Annotated in this window: 22 protein-coding genes; 11 read left to right on the top strand and 11 right to left on the bottom strand. The window is 71.1% G+C overall.

Annotated elements, in window-relative coordinates:
- Nucleotides 1–42: 42 nt before the first annotated feature.
- The 7 genes from CP983_RS20285 to CP983_RS20255 all read right to left on the bottom strand — a co-directional run bounded on the left by CP983_RS20285 (nucleotide 43) and on the right by CP983_RS20255 (nucleotide 9546).
- Complete coding sequence (locus CP983_RS20285; RefSeq protein ID WP_150500929.1) at nucleotides 43–1023, bottom strand: Yip1 family protein; 981 nt, start codon at nucleotides 1021–1023, stop codon at nucleotides 43–45.
- Between the two features lie 180 nt (nucleotides 1024–1203).
- Nucleotides 1204–2655 carry a VCBS repeat-containing protein gene (locus CP983_RS20280; RefSeq protein WP_150500927.1) on the bottom strand — a complete coding sequence of 484 codons (1452 nt, stop codon included), beginning with the start codon at nucleotides 2653–2655 and terminating at the stop codon, nucleotides 1204–1206.
- Nucleotides 2656–2702: 47 nt separating this feature from the next.
- The gene (locus CP983_RS20275) at nucleotides 2703–4136 is read right to left on the bottom strand and encodes an FG-GAP and VCBS repeat-containing protein (protein WP_150500925.1); all 1434 of its coding nucleotides are present in this window, start codon (nucleotides 4134–4136) and stop codon (nucleotides 2703–2705) included.
- Between the two features lie 28 nt (nucleotides 4137–4164).
- Complete coding sequence (locus CP983_RS20270; RefSeq protein ID WP_150500923.1) at nucleotides 4165–5595, bottom strand: FG-GAP-like repeat-containing protein; 1431 nt, start codon at nucleotides 5593–5595, stop codon at nucleotides 4165–4167.
- Entirely contained in the window at nucleotides 5592–7004 is a 1413-nt protein-coding gene (locus tag CP983_RS20265; RefSeq protein ID WP_150500921.1) for an FG-GAP-like repeat-containing protein, read from the bottom strand. The genes CP983_RS20270 and CP983_RS20265 overlap by 4 nt, the downstream gene beginning before the upstream one ends.
- Before the next feature lie 132 nt (nucleotides 7005–7136).
- Nucleotides 7137–8615 (bottom strand): VCBS repeat-containing protein, encoded by a 1479-nt coding sequence (locus tag CP983_RS20260; RefSeq protein ID WP_107904750.1) that lies wholly within the window; start codon nucleotides 8613–8615, stop codon nucleotides 7137–7139.
- A 238-nt stretch (nucleotides 8616–8853) separates the two neighbouring features.
- Nucleotides 8854–9546 carry a DUF5701 family protein gene (locus tag CP983_RS20255; RefSeq protein ID WP_150500919.1) on the bottom strand — a complete coding sequence of 231 codons (693 nt, stop codon included), beginning with the start codon at nucleotides 9544–9546 and terminating at the stop codon, nucleotides 8854–8856.
- A 231-nt stretch (nucleotides 9547–9777) separates the two neighbouring features.
- Between CP983_RS20255 and CP983_RS20250 the strand changes: the two genes are divergently transcribed.
- The 3 genes from CP983_RS20250 to CP983_RS20240 are packed head-to-tail and all read left to right on the top strand — an operon-like array spanning nucleotide 9778 to nucleotide 12121.
- Nucleotides 9778–10083: a hypothetical protein gene (locus CP983_RS20250; RefSeq protein WP_125529111.1), complete on the top strand. Its 306-nt coding sequence runs from the start codon at nucleotides 9778–9780 to the stop codon at nucleotides 10081–10083.
- 5 nt (nucleotides 10084–10088) lie between these two features.
- Nucleotides 10089–11381, top strand: a complete 1293-nt coding sequence (locus CP983_RS20245; protein ID WP_150500917.1) for a hypothetical protein — start codon at nucleotides 10089–10091, stop codon at nucleotides 11379–11381.
- Nucleotides 11378–12121 (top strand): hypothetical protein, encoded by a 744-nt coding sequence (locus tag CP983_RS20240; RefSeq protein WP_150500915.1) that lies wholly within the window; start codon nucleotides 11378–11380, stop codon nucleotides 12119–12121. Before CP983_RS20245 ends, CP983_RS20240 begins: the two co-directional genes overlap by 4 nt.
- A gap of 30 nt (nucleotides 12122–12151) precedes the next feature.
- Here CP983_RS20240 and CP983_RS20235 read toward each other — a convergent pair whose 3' ends face one another.
- The gene (locus CP983_RS20235; RefSeq protein ID WP_229915034.1) at nucleotides 12152–13465 is read right to left on the bottom strand and encodes an FG-GAP repeat domain-containing protein; all 1314 of its coding nucleotides are present in this window, start codon (nucleotides 13463–13465) and stop codon (nucleotides 12152–12154) included.
- A 166-nt stretch (nucleotides 13466–13631) separates the two neighbouring features.
- Here CP983_RS20235 and CP983_RS20230 point away from each other — a divergent pair, with 166 nt between their 5' ends.
- Entirely contained in the window at nucleotides 13632–14108 is a 477-nt protein-coding gene (locus CP983_RS20230) for a MarR family winged helix-turn-helix transcriptional regulator (protein ID WP_150500913.1), read from the top strand.
- 74 nt (nucleotides 14109–14182) lie between these two features.
- On the opposite strand, the gene CP983_RS20225 is transcribed toward CP983_RS20230, so the two are convergent.
- Nucleotides 14183–14833, bottom strand: a complete 651-nt coding sequence (locus CP983_RS20225) for an FMN-dependent NADH-azoreductase (RefSeq protein WP_150500911.1) — start codon at nucleotides 14831–14833, stop codon at nucleotides 14183–14185.
- Nucleotides 14834–14978: 145 nt separating this feature from the next.
- On the opposite strand from CP983_RS20225, the gene CP983_RS20220 reads away from it, so the two are divergent.
- The 4 genes from CP983_RS20220 to CP983_RS20205 all read left to right on the top strand — a co-directional run bounded on the left by CP983_RS20220 (nucleotide 14979) and on the right by CP983_RS20205 (nucleotide 18525).
- Complete coding sequence (locus tag CP983_RS20220) at nucleotides 14979–15647, top strand: nitroreductase (RefSeq protein WP_107904743.1); 669 nt, start codon at nucleotides 14979–14981, stop codon at nucleotides 15645–15647.
- 42 nt (nucleotides 15648–15689) lie between these two features.
- Nucleotides 15690–16316, top strand: coding sequence for a Chromate resistance protein ChrB (locus CP983_RS20215; protein WP_150506732.1), 627 nt, complete (start codon nucleotides 15690–15692; stop codon nucleotides 16314–16316).
- The gene (locus CP983_RS20210) at nucleotides 16313–17515 is read left to right on the top strand and encodes an MFS transporter (protein ID WP_229915035.1); all 1203 of its coding nucleotides are present in this window, start codon (nucleotides 16313–16315) and stop codon (nucleotides 17513–17515) included. The genes CP983_RS20215 and CP983_RS20210 overlap by 4 nt, the downstream gene beginning before the upstream one ends.
- Nucleotides 17516–17814: 299 nt before the next feature.
- Nucleotides 17815–18525 carry a DUF2637 domain-containing protein gene (locus CP983_RS20205; protein ID WP_229915036.1) on the top strand — a complete coding sequence of 237 codons (711 nt, stop codon included), beginning with the start codon at nucleotides 17815–17817 and terminating at the stop codon, nucleotides 18523–18525.
- Between the two features lie 33 nt (nucleotides 18526–18558).
- Here CP983_RS20205 and CP983_RS20200 read toward each other — a convergent pair whose 3' ends face one another.
- Nucleotides 18559–18852: a zinc-ribbon domain-containing protein gene (locus CP983_RS20200; protein ID WP_030956327.1), complete on the bottom strand. Its 294-nt coding sequence runs from the start codon at nucleotides 18850–18852 to the stop codon at nucleotides 18559–18561.
- 102 nt (nucleotides 18853–18954) lie between these two features.
- Nucleotides 18955–21237: a (Fe-S)-binding protein gene (locus CP983_RS20195; protein WP_150500909.1), complete on the bottom strand. Its 2283-nt coding sequence runs from the start codon at nucleotides 21235–21237 to the stop codon at nucleotides 18955–18957.
- Between the two features lie 206 nt (nucleotides 21238–21443).
- On the opposite strand from CP983_RS20195, the gene CP983_RS20190 reads away from it, so the two are divergent.
- The 3 genes from CP983_RS20190 to grpE all read left to right on the top strand — a co-directional run bounded on the left by CP983_RS20190 (nucleotide 21444) and on the right by grpE (nucleotide 25091).
- Entirely contained in the window at nucleotides 21444–22508 is a 1065-nt protein-coding gene (locus CP983_RS20190; protein ID WP_150500907.1) for an MraY family glycosyltransferase, read from the top strand.
- A gap of 94 nt (nucleotides 22509–22602) precedes the next feature.
- A complete protein-coding gene (gene dnaK / locus CP983_RS20185) occupies nucleotides 22603–24444 on the top strand; it encodes a molecular chaperone DnaK (protein ID WP_107904739.1) in 1842 nt (613 codons plus the stop codon).
- Nucleotides 24444–25091, top strand: coding sequence for a nucleotide exchange factor GrpE (grpE, locus tag CP983_RS20180; RefSeq protein WP_030956412.1), 648 nt, complete (start codon nucleotides 24444–24446; stop codon nucleotides 25089–25091). Before dnaK ends, grpE begins: the two co-directional genes overlap by 1 nt.
- Nucleotides 25092–25107 lie beyond the last annotated feature (16 nt).

Genomic DNA, 25107 nt, shown 5'->3' with positions numbered 1-25107 from the left:
GCCGCACCGGCAGGGGCCTCCTCTTCCGTGGACCGCCGTCCGCTAGAACGTGCCCAGCTTCACGATCGACAGCAGTGCGATCAGCTGGATCGCGCTCGCGCCCAGGGCCTTCGGCCACGGGAGGTCGTGGGACTTGGAGACCATCAGGGTGAGCAGGACGCCGCCGGCCACCCAGGTCGCCCAGCCGAGGGCCTGGACGAGGGTCGCGTCGCCGCCCGCGAACATGGCGAAGACCAGGCGGGGGGCGTCCGTGAGGGACATGATCAGCATGGAGAGGCCGACGGTGGGCTGCCAGGCGCCGTCGCCGCCGAGCTGGCGGGCCATGGTGTGGGTGACCACGCCCAGGACGAAAGCGGACACCGCCATCGCGGCCGCCGTGGTCAGGACGATCGGGACCGCGTTGGAGAGGGTCGCGTTGATCGCGTCCTCACGGGCCGTGTCGAAGCCGAAGACGGCGAGCAGGCCGTACAGCAGCGTCACGATCAGGGCCGGGCCCCACATCGTGTAGTCCCGCATCTGCAGGAAGGTCTGCGAGGGGGCGAAGATGATGCCGCGCAGCAGGGCCTTCCAGTGCAGACGGGGCCCGATGGGGCCGGCCGGGGCCGAACCCGCCTGGTAGGTCCCGCCCTGGGTGTAGGGGTCCTCGCCGACGGAGAAGGCCTGGGTGTGGCCCGGGTTGTTCGCCGCGTACGGGTCGTGGGCGCCGCCGGGGCCGTGCGGGTGGTCACCGTCGCCGAAGTACTCCGGCTCGCCGTGACCCCCGTGGCCTCCGTGACCCCCGTGGCCGCCATGGCCGCCGCGACCGCCATGGCCGCCGGGGCCGTAACCGCCTTGGCCACCGCCCCTGTTGGCCTGCGGCCAGCCGCCACCGCCGCCGCCCGGGCCGCCGTACGGCTGCTGCGGCGGCGGGGGATAGCCGTACGACTGTCCCTGGGGCGCCTGCTGCCCGTACGGAGGTTGTTGGGGGCGCGTCTGCGGGGTGCCGTTGTTCCGGCTGCCCCGTCCGATCCTGAATCCAGCCACGTCTTCGAACGTACCTGGTCCCGGAGATCGGTGTGCCGGGCCCTGCGGTCAGGGCCCGGCTTTGCGGCCGACCTGTGACATCCCCTAGGGGGTGCGGCGGCCCTCCTGCGGGTGTCCCGTCGGGGTTCCGCCGTACGGGAGGGCCGGCCGGGTGGATCAGGATCCCGATCCGGGTCGGGATCAGCGCAGCATGACCTGGCCCAGTCGCAGATAGCCCGACGGCAGGCCCAGTGAGCCGGGGCCGAAGCTGATCGCCTTGCTGGTGGTGATGCCGGAGGCGGCGCCGCGCAGATTGTAGATCGAGCCCGCCGGGTGGTTCTCGCCGTCCGCGCCGACGGACAGGTCGGCCCTGCCGTCGCCGGTGACGTCGGACAGGCGCACCGACGCGCCGAAGCGGTCGGCGGTCTCGGCGGTGCCGGGGACGCCCGCCGTGTTCTGGGTGAACGACTGCGCGCCGGTCGCGGTCAGGCCGGCGGCCGAGCCGCGCAGCACCGTGACGCTGCCGGCGATCTTCGCGGCGCCGATGGTCTCGTGGATCGTGCCCACGGCCAGGTCCGCGTAGCCGTCGCGGTTGATGTCGGCGATGGACAGGGCGTTGCCGAACCAGTCGCCTTCCTCGTCCGAGCCCGGGACGCCGGGGGTGTCCTGGGTGATCGTGGCCTGCGGCGAGGTGCGCACGCCGCTCGCGCTGCCGAGGTAGGCCCTGACGACGCCGCCGAGGCTGGTCGCGCCGTCGTCGCCGAACGTGGAGGCGACGACGTCGGCGTAGCCGTCGCCGTTGAGGTCGCCGACCGCGGCCAGCTCGTAGGCGCCGTTCTTGAGGAACGCCTGGCGGGTGAGGCCGGAGGCGGAGCCCAGGTAGACGAAGGTGCCGTCGTCGTAGGTCTCCGCCTGGGTGCCGCTGACGACCAGGTCGGCGGTGCCGTCGCCGTTCACGTCACCGGCGGCCAGGCTCTGGGAGCCGTAGATGGCGCCCGTGTACAGGTCGGTGGAGAGCTGGTAGCGGGACGCGGCGCCGGAGGCCTTGAGGAAGCCGCCCTTGTGGATCCAGATGTCGCTGCCGGTGCTGCCGACGGCGAGGTCGGCCTTGCCGTCCCCGCTGAAGTCGCCGACCGCGAGGGACATGCCGTACTCGTCGTGGGCCGAGGTGGCCGGGTCCGGGACGACCTGGCCGCCGGACAGGCCGCTGCTGCTGCCCCAGACGATCACGACGGCGCCGGCCTCGGCGTTCTCGCCGGTGGAGGCGACGACGAGGTCCGCGTAGCCGTCCCGGTTCAGGTCGCCGGAGGCCAGGGCCTGGCCGAACTCGTCGTCCTGCTCGGCGGTGCCGGGGATACCGGCCGTGTTCTGGGTGATGACGGTGCGGCGGGTGGCGCTGATGCCGTTCGCGGAGCCGTAGTTGACGACGACCGCGCCCGCGTCGGTCTTGCCGCCGACCGGGGTGTACGGGGCGGCGGTGGCCAGGTCGCGGTAGCCGTCGCCGTTGAAGTCGTCGGCGTACTTGGCGGGGGCCGCGGCGGCCGGCGCGGCGGTGAGCAGCGGCGCGGCCGTCAGGGTGGCGGCGACCGTGGCCGTGGCCAGGGCCAGTGATTGGAGTCGGTTGCGGTTGCTGTTGCGGTGGTGCCGCAGCATGTGGGGTTCCTCCCGCGATGGTGTGGGTGGGGTGGGGGGCGGGCGGGTCAGCCCGCCAGTACGTCGCCGAAGTACGCGTCGCCCGTCGGGCCGCCCACTGTGGCGGCGCCGAAGGACTTGGAGCCGGTGGCGGTGATGCCGGAGGTGGTGGACTTGAAGAGCCAGACGGCGCCGTCGCCGGTGTTCTCGCTCACGGCGCTCGCGAGAAGTTCCGCGCGACCGTTGCCGTCGAAGTCCGTGAGGTGGACCGCGCTGCCGAAGTTGTCCAGCCGCTCGGCCGCGCCGGGGACGCTCGTGGAGTCCTGGCTGAAGACCTTGGCGCCGCTGCCCGTCAGACCGGACGCCGAACCGCGCAGGACCGCGAACGACCCCGCCTTGTAGATCGAGCCGATCGCCTCGTTCTCGACGCCGACGGCGATGTCCGGGTATCCGTCGCCGTTGGTGTCGCCCGCCGAGAGGCTCCAGCCGAAGCCGTCGCCCTTCTCGGCGGAGCCGGGCACGCCCGTGGTGTCCTGCGTGATGCGGACCGGCGTGCGGCTGCTCAGGCCGGTCGCGGCACCGTAGGTGACGGTGACAGCGCCGCCGGGGCCGCCGTTCGGCTCGGTGGCCGACTTCTCCATGAAGTTGCCGGTGACGATGTCGCCGTAGCCGTCCTTGTCGACGTCGGCGATGACCGCGTCGTAGCCGCCCGCGACCTTGCTGCCTGCCTTCAGGCCGGAGGCCGTGCCCTTGTAGAGGACGCTGCGGGTGCGGTAGCCGTCGGTGAACTCCTCCTGTCCCATGACCAGGAGGTCCGTTCTGCCGTCGCCCGTGACGTCGCCGGCGACGAGCTTGTCGGCGTTGATGCCGGTCTGCTCAAGGGTGTCGGTGCCGACGAGTTCCGTGGCCTTGCCGGTACGGGTGAACGGGCCCTCGAAGACGTTCAGTTCGGGGAAGGCGATGTTCGCCGCCGCCAGGTCGGTGTCGCCGTCGCCGTCGAAGTCGCCGGTGGCGACGGACCAGCCCAGCTCGTTGCGGTTCTCCGGCAGCGGGGAGCTGATGTCCGTGGCCGTCTTCAGGCCGGTCGAGCCGCCCCAGATGACCGTCAGCACGCCGGAGTCACCCGTCGAGCCGATCTGTTCGCCGTGCACGCCCACGATCAGGTCCGTGTAGCCGTCGCCGTCCAGGTCGCCGGTGGTCAGGCGGTCGCCGAAGTAGTCGCCGCTCTCCGGGACGCCGGGAATTCCGGCCGTGTCCTGGCTGATGATCTGCCGTTTGCCGGTGTCCAGCCCGCTCGCGGTGCCGTAGACCACGGCGACATAGCCCGCGCCGGACTTCCCGGCGACCTTGCCGATGGGCGCGGCGATGGCGACGTCGCGGAAACCGTCGCCGTTGAAGTCGCCGTTCAAGCCGGAAGGCGCCGCCGCGGCGCCGGTGGCCGGGAGGGCGGTCAGCAGGCCCGTGGTGAGGGTCGCCGCGAGCAGCAGCGTGCGCTTGCGCAAGGTGAAGTCCCTTTCGGAATGAAGGAGATCAGGAGTTGAGGGCCGTGCCGTAGCCGGGGCTGCCTGCCGTGGAGACGCCCGTCGTCGCCGGGCCGAAGCTGATCGCCCCGCCCGTCGTCGCCCCGCTCGTCGCGCCGCGCAGCGACCAGACGGCGCCGTCGCCGTTCTCGCCGGTCGCGGAGACGGTGAGTTCGGCGCGGCGGTCGCCGGAGTGGTCGGCGAGCAGGACACGGGCGCCGAAGCGGTCGTTCGCCTCGGAGGTGCCGGGCACGCCGGCCGTGTTCTGGGTGAAGGACTGGACGCCGCTCGTGCGCAGGCCGGACGCCGAGCCGTACAGCACCGTCACCGAGCCCGCGCCGGAGTTCTCGCCGGACGCGCCGACGGCCAGGTCCGCGTAGCCGTCGCCGTTGACGTCCCCGAAGGAGACGCCGCTGCCGAAGCGGTCGCCCGTCTCGGAGGCGCCGGGCACGCCGGCGGTGTCCTGGGTGAGGACGAGCGGGGCACGGGAGGAGTCGAGGCCGGCCGGGCCGCCGTACACGACCGTGACCTTGCCGCCCTTGGCGCCGGCCGGGTCGGCGGAGGTCTCGCGGTCGTTGCCGACGGCGATGTCCGCGTACCCGTCCTTGTCGATGTCGCCGATCGCGGAGACGTATCCGGCCGGCAACTGCTGCATCCAGTCGGTGTAGTTGCCGATGTTCGGCTCGGTCACCAGGTGGGTGATCGCGGCGCCGTCGCTCTTGCGTCCGTGCACGACCAGGTTGGTGTGCCAGGCGGCCGTGACCGAACCGACGGACAGGGACGTGATGCCGTACGTCGAGGAGTACGGCGCGGGGAAGCCGGCGCCGGAACCGCCCTGGGAGGAACTGGTCCTGGTGAACGGGCCGTTGATGAAGCTGAGCTTGAAGGGCCCGTTGGAGCCGACCACGATGTCCGGGTCGCCGTCGGCCTCGACGTCGCCGGCCGCCAGGGACTGCCCGAAGCGGTCCGCGTCCCGCTCAAGGAAGTTCGGCACCGAACGGGCCCCGGACAGACCCGACTTGGTGCCCCAGACGACGACGGCATAGCCGTCGTTGGTGTCCCCGTCCACGTCCTCGCCGGGCGCGCCGATCAGCAGGTCGGCGTAGCCGTCCGTGTCGAGGTCGGCGGAGGCCACGGCGCTCCCGAAGGCGTCGTCGGCCTCGGCGGTGCCGGGGACGCCGGCCGTGTTCTGGGTGATGAGGGTGCGCGTGGCCGTCTTCAGGCCGCCGGTGCCGCCGTACACCACCGACACGGCACCCGCCTTCGACTTGCCGCCGACGGTGGCGCCGGGCGCGCCGATCGCGAGGTCGACACGGCCGTCGCCGTTGAAGTCGTACGGCTTGGCGGCCGTCGCGGCGTGCGCGGCCGGGGCGGTGAGGGCGAGCGCGAGCGGGGTGAGGGCGGCCGCGAGGAGCGCGCAGGTCAGTCGGCGGTGCGTCACTGGGCGATCACCGAGCCGAAGTAGTACGTGGACTTCAGGGAGACTGCGGCGGCGGTCAGGCCCTGGGCGCCGGACGTGGTCAGGCCGGTGGCGGAGCCGCGCAGGGTCCAGACGCCGCCGGAGCCGTTCTCGCCGTCGACGCCGACGGTCAGGTCGGCCTTGCCGTCCTTGGTGATGTCGGTGAGGTCGACCGCGGAGCCGAAGCGGTCCCAGGACTCGGCGGTGCCGGGGACACCGGCGGTGTTCTGCGTGTATGACTTCGAGCCGGACGTCCTCAGACCGGACGCCGAGCCGAACAGCACGGTCACCGAGCCGGCCTCCTTCGCCGTGCCGATGTCCTCGCCGGGAGCGGCGACCGCGACGTCGGCGAACTTGTCGCCGTTGATGTCGCCGGTGCTCAGGAACATGCCGAAGCCGTCGTCGGTCTCGCCGGAGCCGGGCACGTTCGCGCTGTCCTGGTGGATGACGGTCGGCGTCTGCGCGGGGTCGGGGCCGTTCGGGCCGCCGTACCAGACGGTGATCTGGCCGCCCTTGTGGCCGCCGGGCTTGTCGCTGTTGGGGTCGGAGGAGTCGCCGAGGACGAGGTCGCCGTAGCCGTCGCCGTTGATGTCGGCGATGGAGCCCGACAGGCCGTCCGCGTTCGGCAGCTTCGTGAACTTGTAGCCGCTGGTGGTCCAGCGGTAGTAGTCGATCTCGCCGCCGGCGTCGCCGTCGACGCTGAACGGGTAGACACGCTCGGCCGCGCCGTCGCCGCTCAGGTCGCCCGCGATCACGTCGTGGGTGGTGCCGAGCTCGCCGACGCGGTAGTTGCTGAGGGGGCCGTTCGCCCGGGTGAACGGGCCCAGGTAGAGGCGGGTGTGGTTCTGCCCGGTGAGGGTGACGTCCATGTCGCCGTCGCCGTCGAAGTCCCCGGTCGCCGCGCCGCGCGAGAAGCCGCCCCACTCGGAGAGGCCCGACGGCTGCGGCAGGCCCTTGCCGCCGGACAGACCGGACTTGGAGCCCCACAGGACGGTGCCGGCGCCGACGCCGTCCCGGTCGCCGACGGTCTCGCCGGAGGAGCCGACGACGAGGTCGGAGTAGCCGTCGCGGTCGAGGTCGGCGGCGGCCAGGGAGGAACCGAACAGGTCGCCCTCCTCGGCGGTGCCGGGCACGTTGGTGGAGTTCTGCGTGATCACGGCCTTGCGGGTGGCGGACACTCCGGTCGAGGAGCCGTACAGCACGACGACGGCGCCTGCGCAGGACGCGGAGCCGACGGTGGTGCACATGGCACCGACAGCGACATCGCGGTACCCGTCGCCGTTGAAGTCACCGGCCAGGCCCGAGGGCGCGGCGGCGGCGCTGTTGGCCGGGAGAGCGGTGAGCAGGCCGGTGGTGAGAGCGGCGGCGAGGAGGAGGGGGCGCTTGCGCAAGGTGGGTGCTCCTGGGAGGAGGGGCGCGCCCGTTGCCGGTGGGGGCGGGTCCGGGGTGCTTCGGGGGTCAGGGGGCCGGGCCCGTGCGATGACGGGCCCGGCCGGTGGGTCGTGCGGTGGTTCGTGCGTGGCTCAGTCGGCGAAGTTGGCGCCGAAGTACGGCTTGCCCGTCGTCGAGACGCCCGAGTTGCTCGGGGCGATGGAGCGGGAGCCGGTTGCGGTGATCTTCGAGCCGTTGGAGGGCAGGTAGGTCACCCCGCCGTTGCCGTCGTTCTCGGCGGAGCCGGCGATCAGGTCGGCCTTGCCGTCGCCGGTGACGTCGTCGAGCTTGACGTCCATGCCGAACATGTCGCCCTTCTCGTCGTTGCCGGGGACGCCCGCGGTGGACTGAGCGAATGACTGGGTGCCGGAGGTGGTGTTCAGGCCGGAGGCCGAGCCGTACAGGACGGTGACCATGCCGGTGTCCGTGGCGCTGCCGATGTTCTCGCCGGCGGAGCCCACGGCGAGGTCCTGGTAGCCGTCGCCGTTGATGTCGCCGAGGTCCAGCTCGTAGCCGAAGTAGTCGTTCTTCTCGGACGTGCCGGGCACATTGCCGGTGTTCTGGGTGATTCCGGTGGTGGAGCCGATGCCGCTCGCGGCGCCGTAGGTGATCCACACCTTGCCGCCGTCCTCGGCACCGGGGAAGGTCACGCCGTCGTCGGCCTTGTTCCAGTACATGCCGGTGACGATGTCGCCGAATCCGTCGCCGTTGACATCACCGATTCCGGTGATGACGCCGCCCTTGAGGGGCCGGGCGTCGCCGGCGGACAGGCCGCCGTCGGTGCCGGGCACGAGGTAGTTGGTGTTCCAGCCGTACTGGGTGTCGGTCTCGTAGCCGTCGACCACCATGTCGGTGCGGCCGTCGCCGTTCACGTCGCCCGCATGGAGGTTGAGCGGGCCACGCGCCGAACCGCCGGACATGATCTGGGGCTTGACGGTGTAGCGGCCGCCGAGCGCGGTGCCGGAGGTGTTGAAGCCGCCCTTGAAGACGTAGATGGTGCTGGAGGTGCTGCCGACGGCCAGGTCGGTCTTGCCGTCGCCGTCGAAGTCACCGGCGGCGAGGTTCTTGCCCCAGGCGTCGTGCTGGGTGGGGGCCGGGTCGGCGACGGTGACGCCCTTGCCGGTGATGCCGGAGGCCGAGCCCCACAGGATGGCCAGGCCGCCGCCGTCGACGTCGCTGCCGACGTCCTCGCCCCCGGCGCCCACGGCGATGTCGTCGTAGCCGTCGCCGTTGAAGTCGGCGTAGGCGGTGTCCCAGCCGAAGCGGTCGCCGGCCTCGGCGGTGCCGGGGGCGCCGGTGGTGTTCTGGCTGATGGTGTGGCGCTTGGCGGACGAGACGCCGGTGGCGGTCCCGTACAGGACGATGAGCTGGCCGGCGTCCTTCTTACCGCTCACGTAGGCGCTGTCGGCGGAGAAGGCCACGTCGCCGATGCCGTCGCCGTTGAAGTCGGCGTGCGGGACGGTGGCCGAGTCGGCGGCGGTCGCCGGCGAGGCGGCGAAGCTGAGCAGACCGCCCGTCAGCGCGGCAGCGGTGGCCGTCGCGAGGGCGAGTCGCAGCTGGTGCTTGTGCATGCGGGTTCTCCTGCTGCATGCGGGGATGCCTGGCCGGCATCCACAGTCAGTGGGGTGCGACCGGCGGCGTTCTCCGGGAGTTGTCCTCGGGTTCACCGAGCGGTCGGCGATCAGGAGACCCGCGATGGGGCGGAAGGGTTGTACGTGAGTTCGAGAAACTTTTGAGACGGCTGTGGGTATCCGGTATTGATGCCGATACGGCACTTAAGTCACCTGCGGCGGGCTCGGGGCGGCCGGCCTACTCGCCGCGGCCCGTGCCGGAGGCGAAGCCCAGCCAGGTGTGCCGGTTGCCCCACCAGCACCAGCCGACCTTGGGCGCGTCCCGCCGCTCACGGCCGTCGCGCCCCGTGCCGTTGCTGATCCAGATCGCCGGGGTGCGGGCGTCCAGCGTGCCGTCGGCCTTCCGCAGCCGGGAGCCGATCGTCATGAAGCAGTGGTTGCGCTCCAGGGCCGCCGGCTGCTGGAGCACCCAGTGGATGCCTTCGCCGAGCACCAGCGGCGTACGGCCCTCCGCGCCGAGCTCGGGCAGCGCCTCCTCCGGGCTCCAGTTGGCCATACGGTCGCCGCGGTCGAGGCCGGTGACGAGGTACAGGGCAGAGTCGGGCAACTCGACGCCGGCCGGGGCGAAGTCGTCGACGTCCGGCATGTCTACGACGACGAAGCCGGGCTTGTCGCCGCGGCGGAGCAGCGGGGTGAGGGCGGAGGCGGGGGCGCGGTCGGGGTGGACGGCGAGAAGGGTGTCGCCGGCGCCGGTGCCGCTGTCGTCGCCGGTACCACTGCCGGTGCCGGCGGTCGTGCTTCGGGCGTAGGCCCGGATCTCGTCCGCGGGTATCCCGGCGAGCTCGGGCACGCCGAGGGCGATCAGGCGCTCCGCCTGGTCGGTGAGCGGCGGGAGAGCGGGCAGGGCGGCGTTCGACGAGGTGTCGGGCAAGGCACTCCTTGGTCGGGGCCGGTGAGTGGAGGTCGCGTGGGGCCAACGCGGTGTCCGTGCCGAAGGTTCCCGTTCGGGATGTGCCGGCCCGCTGAGCGGCCGCTATGTGTTTCGTGTGGATTCCGTGACCCCGGACCGGCCCCTTTGCCCTCCCGTGGCATGATCGGGCCCATTCGGCCACTGGCTGCAATTTGCCGGTGCGACCGCGAAGCGTGAACGGGGAGGACGTGCGTGGGGGATCACTTCAGGGTCGATATCGATCAGCTTGCCGCCTTCACCAAAGACCTCGACGAGGCAGGCGAGTCCCTTGAGCAGGTGCGAACGGCCCTCGGGCACGTGCGGGCCGACCAGCTCGGGACCGTGGAGCTGGACGAGGCGTGCGACGAGTTCCAGGAGCGCTGGAAGTACGGCAGCGAGCAGATCGCGGAACGCATCGGCAAGCTCACCGAGGGCCTGCGCAAGAACACGGACAACTACCGCGAAGTGGAGACCTCCCTGGAGGAGAGCTTCAAGCGGGCCGCGGCCGCGGGGAAGTGAGCACGATGGCCCAGAACCCGTATGTGCACCTCGGCTGGAACCCCGTGCCCGGCGAGCCCGGCGAGGTCGAGAAGCTCCGTGCCCAGCTGGTGCATTCGGCGAGCGCGCTCCGGACGGCGTACCGGAAGATCGACAAGCTGCTCGGCGAGTCGAGTTTCTGGGAGGGCGACGCGGCCGCGGGCTTCCGCGAGGCCCTCGACGGCGATCTGCCGAAGTACATGAAGGACGCCCACAGGTCGCTGACCCAGGCCGCCGAACATCTCGGCACCTGGCACGGCGGGCTGACCGGCCGGCGGGAACTGGCGCACAGGTACGACGTCGAGGCGGGCGAGCACCGGAGCGCCCTGAGGGCCGCCGACTCCCGGCACGAGAAGGCCAGGCAGGACCCGGACCTCGGGCTCGCGGAGCAGACACCCGACGAGGGCCCCGAGCCCCGGGCCGCGCAGCCCCGGCTGACCGCGGCCGACGCCCGGCTCGGCGACGCGGTCACCGCCGTGAACAACGCGCAGGCCGCGCTGGACGAGGTGATGCGCAAGGCGCGTGAGCTGGAGGGGGCGCACGAGGACCAGGCACGGGACCTCGCGAAGAAGCTGAAGGACGCCACGCAGGACCTGGCGCCCGAGGAGCCGGGCCCGCTGGGCAAGGCTCTCGGCTGGATCGGGGACGACCTCACCGGCACCCTGAACACGGTGGCGGCGGTGTCGGGGTTGCTGGCGAGGCTGTGCACGGGACCGGTCGGGATCGCGATGCTGCTGACGTCAGGTGCGCTGAGCGTGGCGACGGCGGGCTCCCGGCTCACCGATCCCGAGGTGCGGGCCTCGCTCGCCGACGGGTTCACCGAGGGCGAGCTCGACGCGGACTTCTGGGCGAACTCGGCGTTCCTCGTCGGTGACGCGGTGGCCGCGGTGCCGGAGGTGCGTGCCGTGAGCCGCGGTCTCCGCAACGCGCTCCGGTCGCGGAAGTCCCCGTCCCGGTCCGTGAGCGCCGGACAGTTCCTCGGCAGGTTCACCGACGACACGGTGACGGCCTCGACCCGGACCGCGCGGTCCGGTTCCCTCGACCCGGCCGGATACCTGGTGGTCAGGGCGGCGGGCGGCAGCCGGACGGGCAGGGACCCTGTGTCACCGGCCCCGGGCGTGGTCACCGCCGGCCACGGACCGGCCGGCGAGAACGTCGACGCGTCGAAGAGCGACGGCGACAGGGGCACGGCCTCCGGCGGAGCCGCGGCCCGCACGGGCCTGTTCGACGGCCCCGGCGCCCGGGCGATCGTCGGCGACGTCGCGCGGGTGCTGCGATGACGGAGATGACAGAGAAGTCCGCCGAGGTCCCGAAGCGCCTGTTCATCGACGATTCGGCCAGGGACCCGAGCTCGAAGATCTGGTACGCGCTGCCGGGCGGGTTCTTCGACGTCCCCGTCGACGCGCTCGACCCCGAGCCGGGCTCCGAGCAGGAGGCCCACCTCGATCAGGCGCTGGCACTGGTCCTCGACCTCGCGCCCGGGGACCGGCGCGACCGGTACGCGGGCGCGCTGCGGGACGTGCGGTTCATGGCCGGGCAGATGCGGAGCGAGGGCATCATCGCCTGCTCGCTCGGCATGCACTACGCGGACGACGGATCCTCCGCCCCCTCCGTGCTCACCGTGGCGCTCAGGGACATCGAGTGGGCCCCGGCCAAGGTCACGGCGGTGCGCGCGGTGTCGCTGCGCGAATCCGCCGAGAACGTGGCGCTGTTGACGCTCCCGGGCAGCCGCCCGGCGGCGATCTCGGACACCCTGATCACCATGCCCGACCTGGACGGGGCACCGGGCCAGGAGGTCTACCAGTGCACCCTGCACATCCCGGCCCCCTCGAACACCCGACTGGGCGTCCTCACCCTGAGCACCACGGCCGTCCCTTCCCGCGCGCACTACCGCGCCCTGATGGAAGTCATCGCCCACACGGTGTCCTTCCACGACCCCCTCCCGGAGATCGAACGCACCACACGCGACGAGAACGCCACCGGCCTCGACGGCGGCGCCATCGCCTCCGACTTCGGCTGACCCGGCCATGCGGAGGCCTGAGGTGTCGCGCTACTTCACCAAGAACTCCGAGCTCGAGAACGTGACCGACGGCTTTGTTGCCACCAGGCCCTGCTTCGTTCCCGGGTACACCGCCACCGTGTCCTTGGTCTCGCCCACGTACGTGCGTACCACCAGGTCGGCGCGGCCGTCGTCGTTGAAGTCGGCCGTTGTCACGACGCGGGTGGTGCCACGTGCGGGTGGCTCGACGGTCACCATGCCCGTCGTCGTGAGTCCGGCCGTGCGGCCGTGGAAGACGCGCAACCGGGAGCCGCTGGAGAGGAGTTCGCTCAGGCCGTCGCCGTCGAAGTCGGCCGCGTCGAGCTTGGAGCCGGGGGACTGAAGGGTCCCGCGTGCGGCCGTTGCCGTGACGTCGTAGCGCAGGGACGTTTCGCCCATCGTGCCGACCGCCGCGTCGAGCGTCGCCCTGCCCTTGCCGAAGGTGCCGAGGGCCACGTCGATGCCGGCGGGGAGCGTGGCTCCGGTGCGGGTGGGTCCTGCCGGGCCGCCGAGGACGATCGCCGAGGTGCCCCGGCCCTCCGCCGTACGGACCACCAGGTCGTCGTATCCGTCGTCGTCGACGTCGGCCGCCGGGCCCGTGGGGACGTTGCCGGGAGCCTGGATGGGGGCGCCGGCCTTGCGCGGGCCGCCCTTGCGGCTGAACGGGCCGCGCAGGAAGCTCAGTCGGCCGCCGGACGCGTGCACGACCAGGTCCTGCGCACCGTCCCCGTCGAAGTCGCCGCACACCGGCTGGTCCGGCCAGTCGTTGCCGAAGCGGGCACCGTCCGGGATCGCGAGCTTGACCGCCTGGCCGGCGAGGCCCTTCGGGGAGCCGAACAGGAGCTGGAGCGGCACCGGCGGCGGGCCCTGCCCGTCGAAGGGCGGGTCGGTGGACACGACCAGGTCGGTGAAGCCGTCGCCGTCCAGGTCGCAGGTCGTCTCCGCGTCGAAGACGGCCGGGCGCTGCCCCTTGGTCGGGGCCGCCTGCCGCTCGGGACTGAGCAACTGCCTGGCGCCCGGGGCGAGTCCGCGCTCACCGCCGTAGACGATGCCGATGCCCGCGTCGTCCGCGTGGGCCTGCGCCTTGACCAGGTCGTTGAGGACCAGGTCGCGACGGCCGTCGCCGTTGAAGTCGTCGGGGGTCTTGCTGCCCTTGCCCTGCGGGACCGGGAGCAGCGCGGGCGCGTCGGCCACCTGGACGGGTGTGTGCCGGGCCGGCTCCGCGTCGTCGTGCGGGGTGGGGCCGCAGGCGGCGACCGCGAGGGCGAGTACGCCGAGGGTGCCGGTCAGGGCCGCCGTACACTTCCCGCTTCTTCGCGCGCGCACCGCTCACCTCGTCGACATCAGGGGAAACAACTGGGTAATGATGCACGCGTTCGAGGGGCGGCGACAGCCCTGTGCCGGGGTGCGCGGGCCATCGGCCGAGGCGTAACCGCCCAATTGGTTTCAATCGATACCGTATCGATTGAATGGACAGCGGTAATCTGGCCACATGACCGCCGACGTTCCGCACGCAACCACCGCCTCGCGGGCGACCGACCGCCCCGGTGACACCTCACCCTTCGCGCTCGGCCTGCTGCTGCGCCGGGCGCACTGGCGGGCGCACACGGCGATGACGGAGGCGCTCCGGCCGCTCGGCATCGAGCTGCGTCACTTCTCCGTACTGATCGTGCTCGTCGACCGCGGACCCACGGTGCAGCGTGATCTCGCCGCGGCGACGGGGACCGACAAGGCGGGGATCATGCGGGTCGTGGACGACCTGGAGCGCAAGGGGCTGGCCGTGCGCAAGGCCGTGCCGGGCGACCGGCGGGTGCGGCAGGTGGAGATCACGCCCCGGGGCGTCGAGCTGTTCGACGCGGCACACGCGGCGGCCGAGCTGCCGGCCGAGGGCCTGGCCGCCGTGCTGGGCCCCGGCGAGACCGAGCAACTGAGCGCGCTGCTGACCCGGTTCGCCCACCCCGAGGGCTGACGTTCAACTGCCGGAAGACGTACGCCGTGTGAGACCCGAAGGCGAGGGCCCGCACGGCGTACGCGTGCGTCGGGTTACGCGGCGAGCCGCTCCGCCAGTTCCTTCGCCTTGCGGGCCGCCTCCTCGAACGCGCGCCGGCGGGAGGCCTCGTAGAGCGGGATCAGCTCGGCCATGGCCGGGTTGCGGGGCGCCATCGTCAGCTCCGGCACGATGAAGTCGAGGTCCATGCCGAGGGTGCGTTCGAGGACGGCCTCCAGATAGTTCCGGACGAACTCGAAGCCCTCGCGCGGGGTGCCCGGCGCGTAGGACCCGCCGCGGCTGGCGATGACGGTGACCGGGGTGTTTTGCGCGGAGGGGCTCTCGCCGGTGGTGCGGCCGGGCAGGAGGACGTTGTCCAGCCATGCCTTCAGGGTCGAGGGCACCGAGAAGTTGTGCATGGGGGCGCCGATCAGGACCGCGTCCGCCCGCTCCAGCTCCTCGATGAGCCGCACCCGCTCGCCGAACGCGGCCGCCTGCTCCGGGGTGCGCTCGGCCGCAGGGGTCTGACCGGCCGACCAGCCTGCGGCGGTGATGTGCGGGACCGGGGCCGCGGCCAGGTCCCGGTGGATCACCCTGCCCTGCGGGTGCTGCTCCCGCCAGGCCTCCAGGAAGGCGGCGGCGACCGCGCGGGACGAGGACGCTTCGCCGGGGAGCACGGACGAATCGATGTGCAACAGCGTGACCATCGGTTTTCTCCAGGGGACCGGCGCCCAACGGCGGGGCCGAGGGCGTGACTTGTAATCGGCCATAGTTTAACTCGCGATGGTATCGATTGATACCATCGCGGATGCAACGGTGATAGCCATGCAGAGCAAACGGAGGCGGAAGACCTTGGACGTCTACGAAGCGGTCCGGACCCGGCGGGCCGTACGAGGGTTCACCGACCGGCAGGTCCCCAGGGAGGTGCTGGAGCGCGTCCTGGCCACCGCGGCCTGGGCCCCGTCCGCCTCCAACCTCCAGCCGTGGCACGCCTACGTGCTGACCGGTGAGCCGCTGGCCGGGCTCAAGAAGCGGGCCTGCGCCCGCCTGGCCGCGGGCGAGCCCTGGGACGAGCCGCAGTACGAGCAGTACCCCGCCGACCTGAAGTCCCCCTACCGCGAACGCCGGGCCGCCTTCGGCGAGCAGCGCTACGGCGCGCTCGGCATCCCGCGCGAGGACATCGAGGCGCGGCAGCGGGCCGCCTCCGCGAACTGGGACTGCTTCGGCGCGAGCGCCGCCCTGTTCTGCTACATCGACCGCGACCTGGGGCCGGCCCAGTGGTCCGACCTCGGCATGTACCTCCAGACCGTGATGCTGCTGCTCCGCGCGGAGGGGCTGCACAGCTGCACGCAGATGGCATGGGCGAAGTACCACCGGAGCGTCGCGGAGGTCCTGGTGCCACCGGACGACCTCGTCCTGTTCTGCGGCATGTCGATCGGCTTCGAGGACGACACGGTCCACCACGCCCGCACCGGCCGGGCGCCGATCGAGGAGACGGTCACGTTCGTCACCGCCCGCTGACGTGCTGATGTAACAGCTGCTACATTCCAGAGTGTGACTGCGATGGAGTACGGCGGCGGGGGCGACGACGCGCCTGACGGAACGCGCTGGATCGTCCTCGTCGTCAGGGTCCCGGCCGAGCCCTCCCGGCACCGGGTGGCCGTCTGGCGTGAGCTGCGGAAGACCGGCGCGCTCTCCCTCGGGCAGGGGGTGTGGGCCGTACCGGACGTGCCGCTGTTCGCCGACGGGATCGGCCGGGTGCTGGAGCTGACCGAGCGCGCCGGCGGCGAGGCCGTCTCACTCGCGGCCACCGGGCGGGGCAGTCAGGACGGGCGGCGGCTGCGCGCCATGTTCACGACCGCCCGCTCCGCCGACTGGGCCGAATTCATAGCCGACTGCGGCAAGTTCGAGGCGGAACTGGCCAAGGAGATCCGCATCGCCAAGTTCACGCTCGCCGAACTGGAGGAAGAGGAGCAGTCGCTGGAGCGGCTGCGCCGCTGGCACCGGGACCTGACCGCGCGGGACGTCTTCGGCGCCCCCGAGGCCGCCGAGGCCGGTGAGCGGCTCAAGGTCTGCGCGGCCGCCTGCGAGGACTACGCCGAGCGGGTCTTCACCGCACTGCACCAGGTGCCGGAGCAGCGGATGCCCGAAGAGGGCAGGCGGGAGCCCGGGGAGGAGTCCGGCCGATGACCGCGACCCAGCCCCGCGAGGCGGCCCCGGCCGCCCGGATGTGGCCCCTGTACGCCGCCGGCTTCACCACCGCCTTCGGTGCGCACGGCATCGCCGCCAACCTCGGCGGGCACTCCGACGACGCGGTGACCTCCCTGCTCGTCCTCGGCGGCCTGCTCGCCCTCTACGACGGCGCCGAGGTGCTGCTCAAGCCGGTCTTCGGCAGCCTCGCCGACCGGATCGGCGCCCGCCCGGTCCTGCTCGGCGGACTGATCGGCTTCGCGCTCGCCTCCGCCGCGTACGTCGTCGCCGACAGCCCCGCGTGGCTCTGGGCCGCCCGGCTCGGCCAGGGCGCCGCCGCCTCCGCGTTCTCGCCGTCCGCCTCCGCGCTGGTCGCCCGCCTGAACCCGGCCGCCAGACACGGCCGGGCGTTCGGCAGTTACGGCTTCTACAAGTCCATCGGCTACACCCTCGGCCCGCTGCTCGGCGGCGTCCTGGTGTGGGCCGGCGGCCTCAGGCTGCTGTTCGTCGTGCTGGCGGTGCTCGGCGCCGCCGTCGCGCTGTGGGCCGCCGTGTCCGTCCCGCACGTACCGCCGCTGCCCAAGCAGCGGCAGACGGTCGTCGACCTGGCCCGGCGGCTGGCCGACCCGGCCTTCCTGCGGCCCACCGCCGCCCTGGCCGCCGCGACCGCCGCCCTCTCCGTGGGCGTCGGCTTCCTGCCGGTCTCCGGCGCCGCCGCCGGCCTCGGCACGGTCGCCACCGGCGCCGCGGTCTCGGTGCTGGCGGCCTGCGCGGCCGTCGTACAGCCGAAGGCCGGGCGGGCCCTGGACGACGGCCGCCTCAGCACCCGCGCCGGCCTCACCGCCGGGCTGCTGACCACCGCGGCGGGACTGGCCTGCGCGATGCTCCCCGGCCTTGCCGGAATCCTCCTCGCGGCCGCCCTGATCGGCGTCGGCACCGGCCTTATCACCCCGCTCGGCTTCGCCGCCCTGGCCGCCTCCACGCCCACCGAACGGCTGGGCCGGACCATGGGCTCCGCCGAGCTCGGCCGGGAGCTCGGCGACGCGGGCGGACCGCTGCTGGTCGCCGCCGTCGCCTCGCTCGCCACCCTCACGTACGGCTACGCCGCCCTCGCCCTGCTCATCGCCGTCGGCCCCGTCCTCGCCCTCCTCAAGAGCGCCCGGAACACCGCCGAGAACGCTGCCGGGAACAACGCGTAAAAGATCTTCTGAATTTCTTCGGCAGTCCCGGTCATTGGATCTTCCAGATAATCACCGTTGACGCGTATTCCCCCGAATGCCAGATGTCCGGCCCAGTGTTGTGCTCGTTAGGTGAATGTGACGTGGCGGGAAAAACATGCGGCTGAGGACAGTTCTATGAGCCCGTTCCGGGCAGCTGATCGGACCACTGCGGAAAGCATCACCGGGTGCTCTGATCTGCTCGAGGACTTCCTCAGAGCGATCAGCCGGATGGAGAGTGAATATCTCCGTGCGGCTCTGGAGGGGGAGAAGATCTAGAAATGAGGTCCGACTATGACGCGGTAGAGCAGCAGCCTCATTACGCTCAGCGGCTCGACATGCACAACCTCTGGCAGGCCCCTGAGCAGGGGATCTCCTCGTCGGGCGGCTGGGATCTGGACGCGGAGCTGGCTCACATGCTGAGCACGACGCAGGGCCTGGATCTCGCCGATCTCGTGCCCCCTCCGCCGCCGCCCCCGCGGAGCGACGACAGGCCCCCGCCCCGCCCGGTCCATCGGAAACGACCTCAGACGGGCGCCCGGGTCTTCGGCGGAAATCCGAAGATCGTGAGCGTCTCCGTTCTGGTCACGTTAATCACCTTGTGTGCGGTGACGATGCTCACATGGTCCATCTCGTATTCGTACGATCAGCTTCGCGACATCGCGCTTCTCGTCGTTTCGGAGAAGCTGGCGCAATGGTGGCCGCTGACGGTGTACGGACCGTGGCTGCTGGCCGGCCTGTCCATCCTGCGGGCCTCCGTCCAGCGCCGGACCGCCCGGCGGTCCTGGGCCGTCATGCTGATCTCCTCCGGCACCGCCGTCGCCCTGTGCATCGGTCAGTCGGCGGATTCCCTGCTCGCGATGGTGATCGTCGGGATTCCCCCGATCACCGCCCTGGTCTGCTTTCGCGAGCTTGTCGGCCAGTTTTCGACGCGCCCCGGCCCGAGGCACGCCGCCGACACGATGAACAACCCCAAGCAGCCCAAGTCGTAGACCGCCGCCCGGGGTTCCGGGACCCGGGTCCGGTCAGGACCGGTACGGCTGCTGGGGCTGTCCGTACGGCTGCTGACCCCCGGGGCCCCCGGCGGCGGCCTGTGCCTGGAGCTGCTCGGCCTGCTCCTGGGGCACCTTGTGCTCCGCACCGCAGAAGGTGCACTGCGTCGCGTACTTGGTCGAGACCGGGAACAGCGGCACGAAGAACAGCGTGAACTTGGTGACGCGCTTGCGCAGCGTGTGCGCCGCGGGGTTGCCGCACTGACCGCACACCAGCGTGAGTATCGCGAGCTGGTAGAGGTAACCCTTGGTGCCGAAGATGATCACGCGGCGATCCTTTCCGATCAGTTCCTGCGTCAAGCCTGCCTCATGACGACGCCCCCTGTCCCGTGTCGGGGGCAGGGGGCGTCGGACGTACGGCCGTGACGGCTACTTCACCGGCTCGGGCTCCGGCTCGTTCTCCGTCTGGGCGGTGTCCTCGGGGTCCACGGGCGTCCTGACCGACTCAAGGAGCAGCTGGGCGACGTCGACGACCTGGATCGACTCCTTGGCCTTGCCATCGTTCTTCTTGCCGTTGACCGAGTCGGTCAGCATGACGAGGCAGAACGGGCAGGCGGTGGAGACGATGTCCGGGTTCGTGGAGAGGGCCTCGTCGACGCGCTCGTTGTTGATGCGCTTGCCGATCCGCTCCTCCATCCACATCCGCGCACCACCGGCGCCGCAGCAGAAGCCGCGCTCCTTGTGGCGGTGCATCTCCTCGTTCCTGAGGCCCGGGACGCTGGCGATGATCTCGCGCGGCGGCGTGTAGATCTTGTTGTGCCGGCCCAGGTAGCACGGGTCGTGGTAGGTGATGATGCCCTCGACCGGGGTCACCGGGACCAGCTTGCCCTCGTCCACCAGGTGCTGGAGCAGCTGGGTGTGGTGGATGACCTCGTAGTCGCCGCCGATCTGCGGGTACTCGTTGCCGATCGTGTTGAGGCAGTGCGGGCAGGTGGCGACGATCTTCTTCGCCGTGCGCGGCTTCTTCGACTCGGGCGTGACGTTGCCCTCGTCGTCCATCTCCTCGCCGAACGCCATGTTCAGTGCCATGACGTTCTCCATGCCGAGCTCCTGGAAGAGGGGCTCGTTGCCGAGGCGGCGGGCGGAGTCACCGGTGCACTTCTCGTCGCCGCCCATGATCGCGAACTTCACGCCCGCGATGTGCAGCAGCTCGGCGAAGGCCTTGGTGGTCTTCTTGGCCCGGTCCTCCAGGGCGCCGGCGCAGCCGACCCAGTACAGGTACTCGACCTCGGTGAGGTCCTCGATGTCCTGGCCGACGACCGGGACCTCGAACTCGACCTCCTTGAGCCACTCCAGGCGCTGCTTCTTGGCCAGACCCCAGGGGTTGCCCTTCTTCTCCAGGTTCTTGAGCATCGTGCCCGCCTCGGACGGGAACGCGCTCTCGATCATTACCTGGTAGCGGCGCATGTCGACGATGTGGTCGATGTGCTCGATGTCCACCGGGCACTGCTCGACGCAGGCGCCGCAGGTGGTGCAGGACCACAGGACGTCCGGGTCGATGACGCCGTTCTCCTCGGCGGTGCCGATCAGCGGACGCTCGGCCTCCGCGAGGGCGGCCGCCGGTACGTCCTTGAGCTGCTCCTCGGACGCCTTCTCGTCGCCCTCCATCGTCTTGCCGCCGCCGGCCAGCAGGTACGGCGCCTTGGCGTGCGCGTGGTCGCGCAGCGACATGATCAGCAGCTTGGGGGAGAGGGGCTTGCCCGTGTTCCAGGCGGGGCACTGCGACTGGCAGCGGCCGCACTCGGTGCAGGTGGAGAAGTCCAGCAGGCCCTTCCAGGAGAACTGCTCGACCTGGGAGACGCCGAAGACGTCGTCGTCACCGGGGTCGGTGAAGTCGATCGGCTTGCCGCCGGACGTCATCGGCAGCAGCGCGCCGAGCGCCGTCTCGCCGGTGGCGTTGCGCTTGAACCAGATGTTCGGGAAGCCCAGGAAGCGGTGCCAGGCCACACCCATGTCGGTCTTCAGCGAGACCACGATCATCCAGATGAACGAGGCCGCGATCTTCAGGGCGGCGAAGAAGTACGTGAGGTGCTGGAGCGTGGAGACGTCCATGCCCTCCAGCCAGTGCACCACCGGGTACGAGATGAAGAACGAGGCTTCGTAGCCGTCCACGTGGTGCTGCGCGCCTTCCAGCGCGTGCAGCATGAAGATGCAGACACCGACGATGAGGATGATCGTCTCGACGAAGTAGGCCTGGCCGGTGTTCGAGCCCGCGAAGCGGGACTTGCGGCCCGCCCGGCCCGGGCGGGACAGCTGCCGGATGACGACCAGCGTCGCGATGCCGACCACCGTCATGGTGCCGATGAACTCGACGTAGATGTTGTACGGCGCCCAGTCGCCGATGACCGGCAGGATCCAGTCGGCCTTGAAGAGCTGGCCGAAGGCGTTGACGATCGTCAGCAGCAGTGTGTAGAAGCCGATCGCGACGAACCAGTGCGCGATGCCGACGATGCCCCAGCGGTTCATCCTGGTGTGCCCCAGGAACTCCTTCACCAGGGTGACGGTGCGCTGGTAGGGGTCGTTGGTCCGGGACCCTGCGGGCACGGGCTGGCCGAGCCGCAGGAAGTTGAAGATCTGGAGGAGGGCGCGGCCGAACAGTGCCACGCCGACCACGATCAGGACCAGCGACACGATGATCGCGGCGAGTTGCATTTCGGGGCTCCTCGGGCCTGCGAGGCGACATTACTAAGCGGTAACTTATGCAGTCCTCTGAGACTACCCGCATCCTCGGTCGCACTGTAGCCAGGGACGGGGTGATCTGAATCGCTGAGGCTTGCCTTAAGTGCGCATCAGGGTTCACTCCTGAACGAATCGTGTTATTCATCCAGAAATGGTATATACGCCACTAATCTATGCCCGTGCTTTACGGGATCGCCGCCGCCACCACCGCCCTCGTCGTGACCGCCCTCCTCGCGATGCTGCTCCGCCTGCCCGCCCTGCGCCTCGGCATCGTCGACCGCCGGCGGCAGCGGCCGCTGCCCCTGCTGGGCGGGGTCGCCGTCGCGCTCGTGACCTGCCTGGTCGCCGCGGCCGGGGAGTGGACCCGGTTCGCTCCGCTGGGCTCGGAGATCGGACGCCTGCTGATCGCCGCGGGCGCCGTCGCCTGCCTCGGGCTGGTCGCCGACGTGCGGCGGGTCAAGGCGCGCTTCCTCGTCGGCGGCACGGCCGTCGCGGCCGCCTGCGTGGTGCCGTACGGCGACACCGGCATCCTGCTCGGGCTGGTGGCCGTCGGCTGGATCGTCCTCGTCGCCGTCGGCTTCAAGGCGCTGGACCACGCGGACGCCCTGGTCGGCACCGTCGGGGTGCTCACCGCCTTCGGCGTCGGCATCTGTGCGGCGGCCGAGGTGATGGACGAACTCGCCGTGCTGCTCAGCGTGCTGGCCGCCGCCCTGACCGGGTTCCTCATGCACAACTGGCACCCCGCGCGGATCGGGCTCGGGGCCACCGGCTCCCTGTTCGTCGGGTTCGTGATCGCGTCGTCGGCCGTGATGACGCGCGCCGGCCACGATCCGGTGTCGAGCGCGGGCGTGCTCTACTCGCTCACCGCCCTGGCCACCGCCGACGTCGTGCTGGTGGCGCTGTCGCGCCGGCTGGCCGGACGCCCGCTGCTGCGGCGCGGACCCGACCATCTGGCCCACCGGCTGCGCCGCGTCGGCCTCACTCCGCAGGGCGTGACCGTACTGCTGGGTGTCGGGGCCTTCTGCGGGGTACTCGTCGGCGTCCTCGTGCACATGGGATGGATGGCGCGCTCCGGGGCGTTCTGGGTGGGGGTGGTCACGCTGGTCGCCGTGTTCGCGCTGCTGCACATCAAGACCTACGGGCCGCGGCGTCAACCGAGGGTTCCGGTGCAGGACTCCGCGAGAGCCTCCGACCGTGTGGCGTCCTCGCAGGTCGGAGCCCCGTTGCGTGTAAGGAACGGATAAGAGTTGAGTGGGGTCGACTCAGCTCTGTTGACCCATATCGAGCCGTCGTGCACACTTGAGTCCGTTCCACTCAAGTCAGCTGGAGGAATCAACCATGGCACGTGCGGTCGGCATCGACCTGGGCACGACTAACTCCGTCGTCAGCGTTCTGGAGGGCGGCGAGCCCACCGTCATCACCAACGCCGAGGGTGCCAGGACCACGCCGTCCGTCGTCGCCTTCGCGAAGAACGGCGAAGTGCTGGTCGGCGAGGTCGCCAAGCGTCAGGCGGTCACCAACGTGGACCGCACCATCCGGTCGGTGAAGCGCCACATGGGCACCGACTGGAAGACGGAGCTGGACGGGAAGCCCTTCAACCCGCAGCAGATGTCCGCCTTCATCCTGCAGAAGCTGAAGCGGGACGCCGAGTCGTACCTGGGCGAGAAGGTGACCGACGCGGTCATCACCGTCCCGGCGTACTTCAACGACTCCGAGCGCCAGGCGACGAAGGAGGCCGGCGAGATCGCGGGCCTGAACGTCCTGCGCATCGTCAACGAGCCCACCGCGGCCGCGCTCGCGTACGGCCTCGACAAGGACGACCAGACGATCCTCGTCTTCGACCTCGGTGGCGGCACCTTCGACGTGTCCCTCCTGGAGATCGGCGACGGCGTCGTCGAGGTGAAGGCCACCAACGGTGACAACCACCTCGGTGGTGACGACTGGGACCAGCGCGTCGTCGACTACCTGGTGAAGCAGTTCCAGGCCGGTCACGGCGTGGACCTCAGCAAGGACAAGATGGCCCTCCAGCGCCTCCGCGAGGCCGCCGAGAAGGCCAAGATCGAGCTGTCCTCGTCCACCGAGACCTCGATCAACCTGCCCTACATCACCGCCTCCGCCGAGGGCCCCCTGCACCTCGACGAGAAGCTCACCCGCGCGCAGTTCCAGCAGCTGACCGCGGACCTCCTGGAGCGCTGCAAGACCCCGTTCTTCAACGTCATGAAGGACGCCGGCGTCTCCATCAACGAGATCGACCACGTCGTCCTCGTCGGTGGCTCCACCCGTATGCCCGCCGTCGCCGAGCTCGTGCGCGAGCTGACCGGCGGCAAGGACGCCAACAAGGGCGTCAACCCGGACGAGGTCGTCGCCATCGGCGCCGCCCTCCAGGCCGGTGTCCTCAAGGGTGAGGTCAAGGACGTCCTGCTCCTCGACGTGACCCCGCTGTCCCTCGGCATCGAGACCAAGGGCGGCATCATGACCAAACTCATCGAGCGGAACACGACGATCCCGACCAAGCGGTCCGAGATCTTCACCACCGCCGAGGACAACCAGCCCTCCGTGCAGATCCAGGTCTACCAGGGCGAGCGCGAGATCGCGGCGTACAACAAGAAGCTCGGGATGTTCGAGCTGACCGGTCTGCCGCCGGCCCCGCGCGGTGTCCCGCAGATCGAGGTCGCCTTCGACATCGACGCCAACGGCATCATGCACGTGACCGCGAAGGACCTCGGCACGGGCAAGGAGCAGAAGATGACCGTCACCGGTGGCTCCTCGCTGCCGAAGGACGAGGTCAACCGGATGCGTGAAGAGGCCGAGAAGTACGCGGAGGAGGACCACGCCCGCCGCGAGGCCGCCGAGTCCCGCAACCAGGGCGAGCAGCTCGTCTACCAGACCGAGAAGTTCCTCAAGGACAACGAGGACAAGGTCCCGGGCGAGGTCAAGACCGAGGTCGAGGCCGCCGTCGAGGAGCTGAAGACCGCGCTCAAGGGCGAGGACTCCGCCGAGATCCGCACCGCCACCGAGAAGGTCGCCGCGGTCTCCCAGAAGGTGGGCCAGGCCATGTACGCCGACGCCCAGGCCGGTCAGGCCGCGGGCGGTCCCGAGGGTGCCGCCGGCGCCAAGGCCGACGACGACGTCGTGGACGCCGAGATCGTCGACGACGAGCGCAAGGACGGTGTCGCGTAATGACGGAGGAGACCCCGGGCTTCGAGGAGAAGCCCGACGTCCCCTCCGGCGCGACCCCTGACGACGCCGAGCCGAAGGCCGCCCCTCAGGAAGGGGCGGCCCCGGCCGGGGACGGAGCAGCAGACGCCGGTCTGGTGGCCCAGCTGGACCAGGTCCGCACCGCGCTCGGCGAGCGCACGATGGACCTCCAGCGGCTCCAGGCCGAGTACCAGAACTACCGCCGCCGCGTGGAGCGCGACCGGATCACGGTCAAGGAGATCGCCGTCGCGAGCCTCCTGACCGAGCTCCTGCCCGTGCTCGACGACATCGGCCGCGCACGGGAACACGGCGAGCTCGTCGGCGGGTTCAAGTCCGTCGCGGAGTCGCTGGAGACCGTCGCGGCCAAGATGGGCCTCCAGCAGTTCGGCAAGGAGGGCGAGCCCTTCGACCCGACGATCCACGAGGCGCTGATGCACTCCTACGCGCCGGACGTCACCGAGACGACCTGCGTCGCGATCCTCCAGCCGGGGTATCGCATCGGCGAGCGCACCATCCGCCCCGCGCGGGTGGCCGTCGCCGAGCCCCAGCCGGGCGCGCAGACCGTCAAGGAGGAGTCTGCCGCCGAGGCGGCCGACGACAAGGAGAGCGGTGGCCCGGACGAGGGCTGACGTTTCAGACACGATG

The sequence above is a fragment of the Streptomyces chartreusis genome (assembly GCF_008704715.1).
Taxonomy (GTDB): Bacteria; Actinomycetota; Actinomycetes; order Streptomycetales; family Streptomycetaceae; genus Streptomyces; species Streptomyces chartreusis.
The sequence above is the reverse complement of the archived record's forward strand: the minus strand, read 5'-3'. Positions and strand labels throughout refer to the sequence as shown.

Coding starts and splice junctions, on each gene's coding strand:
- CP983_RS20215 (WP_150506732.1), top strand. CDS start 15,690: ATGGAGTACGGCGGCGGGGGCGACGACGCGCCTGACGGAACGCGCTGG.
- CP983_RS20240 (WP_150500915.1), top strand. CDS start 11,378: ATGACGGAGATGACAGAGAAGTCCGCCGAGGTCCCGAAGCGCCTGTTC.
- grpE (WP_030956412.1), top strand. CDS start 24,444: ATGACGGAGGAGACCCCGGGCTTCGAGGAGAAGCCCGACGTCCCCTCC.
- dnaK (WP_107904739.1), top strand. CDS start 22,603: ATGGCACGTGCGGTCGGCATCGACCTGGGCACGACTAACTCCGTCGTC.
- CP983_RS20225 (WP_150500911.1), bottom strand. CDS start 14,833: ATGGTCACGCTGTTGCACATCGATTCGTCCGTGCTCCCCGGCGAAGCG.
- CP983_RS20230 (WP_150500913.1), top strand. CDS start 13,632: ATGACCGCCGACGTTCCGCACGCAACCACCGCCTCGCGGGCGACCGAC.
- CP983_RS20280 (WP_150500927.1), bottom strand. CDS start 2,655: ATGCTGCGGCACCACCGCAACAGCAACCGCAACCGACTCCAATCACTG.
- CP983_RS20245 (WP_150500917.1), top strand. CDS start 10,089: ATGGCCCAGAACCCGTATGTGCACCTCGGCTGGAACCCCGTGCCCGGC.
- CP983_RS20260 (WP_107904750.1), bottom strand. CDS start 8,615: ATGCACAAGCACCAGCTGCGACTCGCCCTCGCGACGGCCACCGCTGCC.
- CP983_RS20210 (WP_229915035.1), top strand. CDS start 16,313: ATGACCGCGACCCAGCCCCGCGAGGCGGCCCCGGCCGCCCGGATGTGG.
- CP983_RS20195 (WP_150500909.1), bottom strand. CDS start 21,237: ATGCAACTCGCCGCGATCATCGTGTCGCTGGTCCTGATCGTGGTCGGC.
- CP983_RS20205 (WP_229915036.1), top strand. CDS start 17,815: ATGAGGTCCGACTATGACGCGGTAGAGCAGCAGCCTCATTACGCTCAG.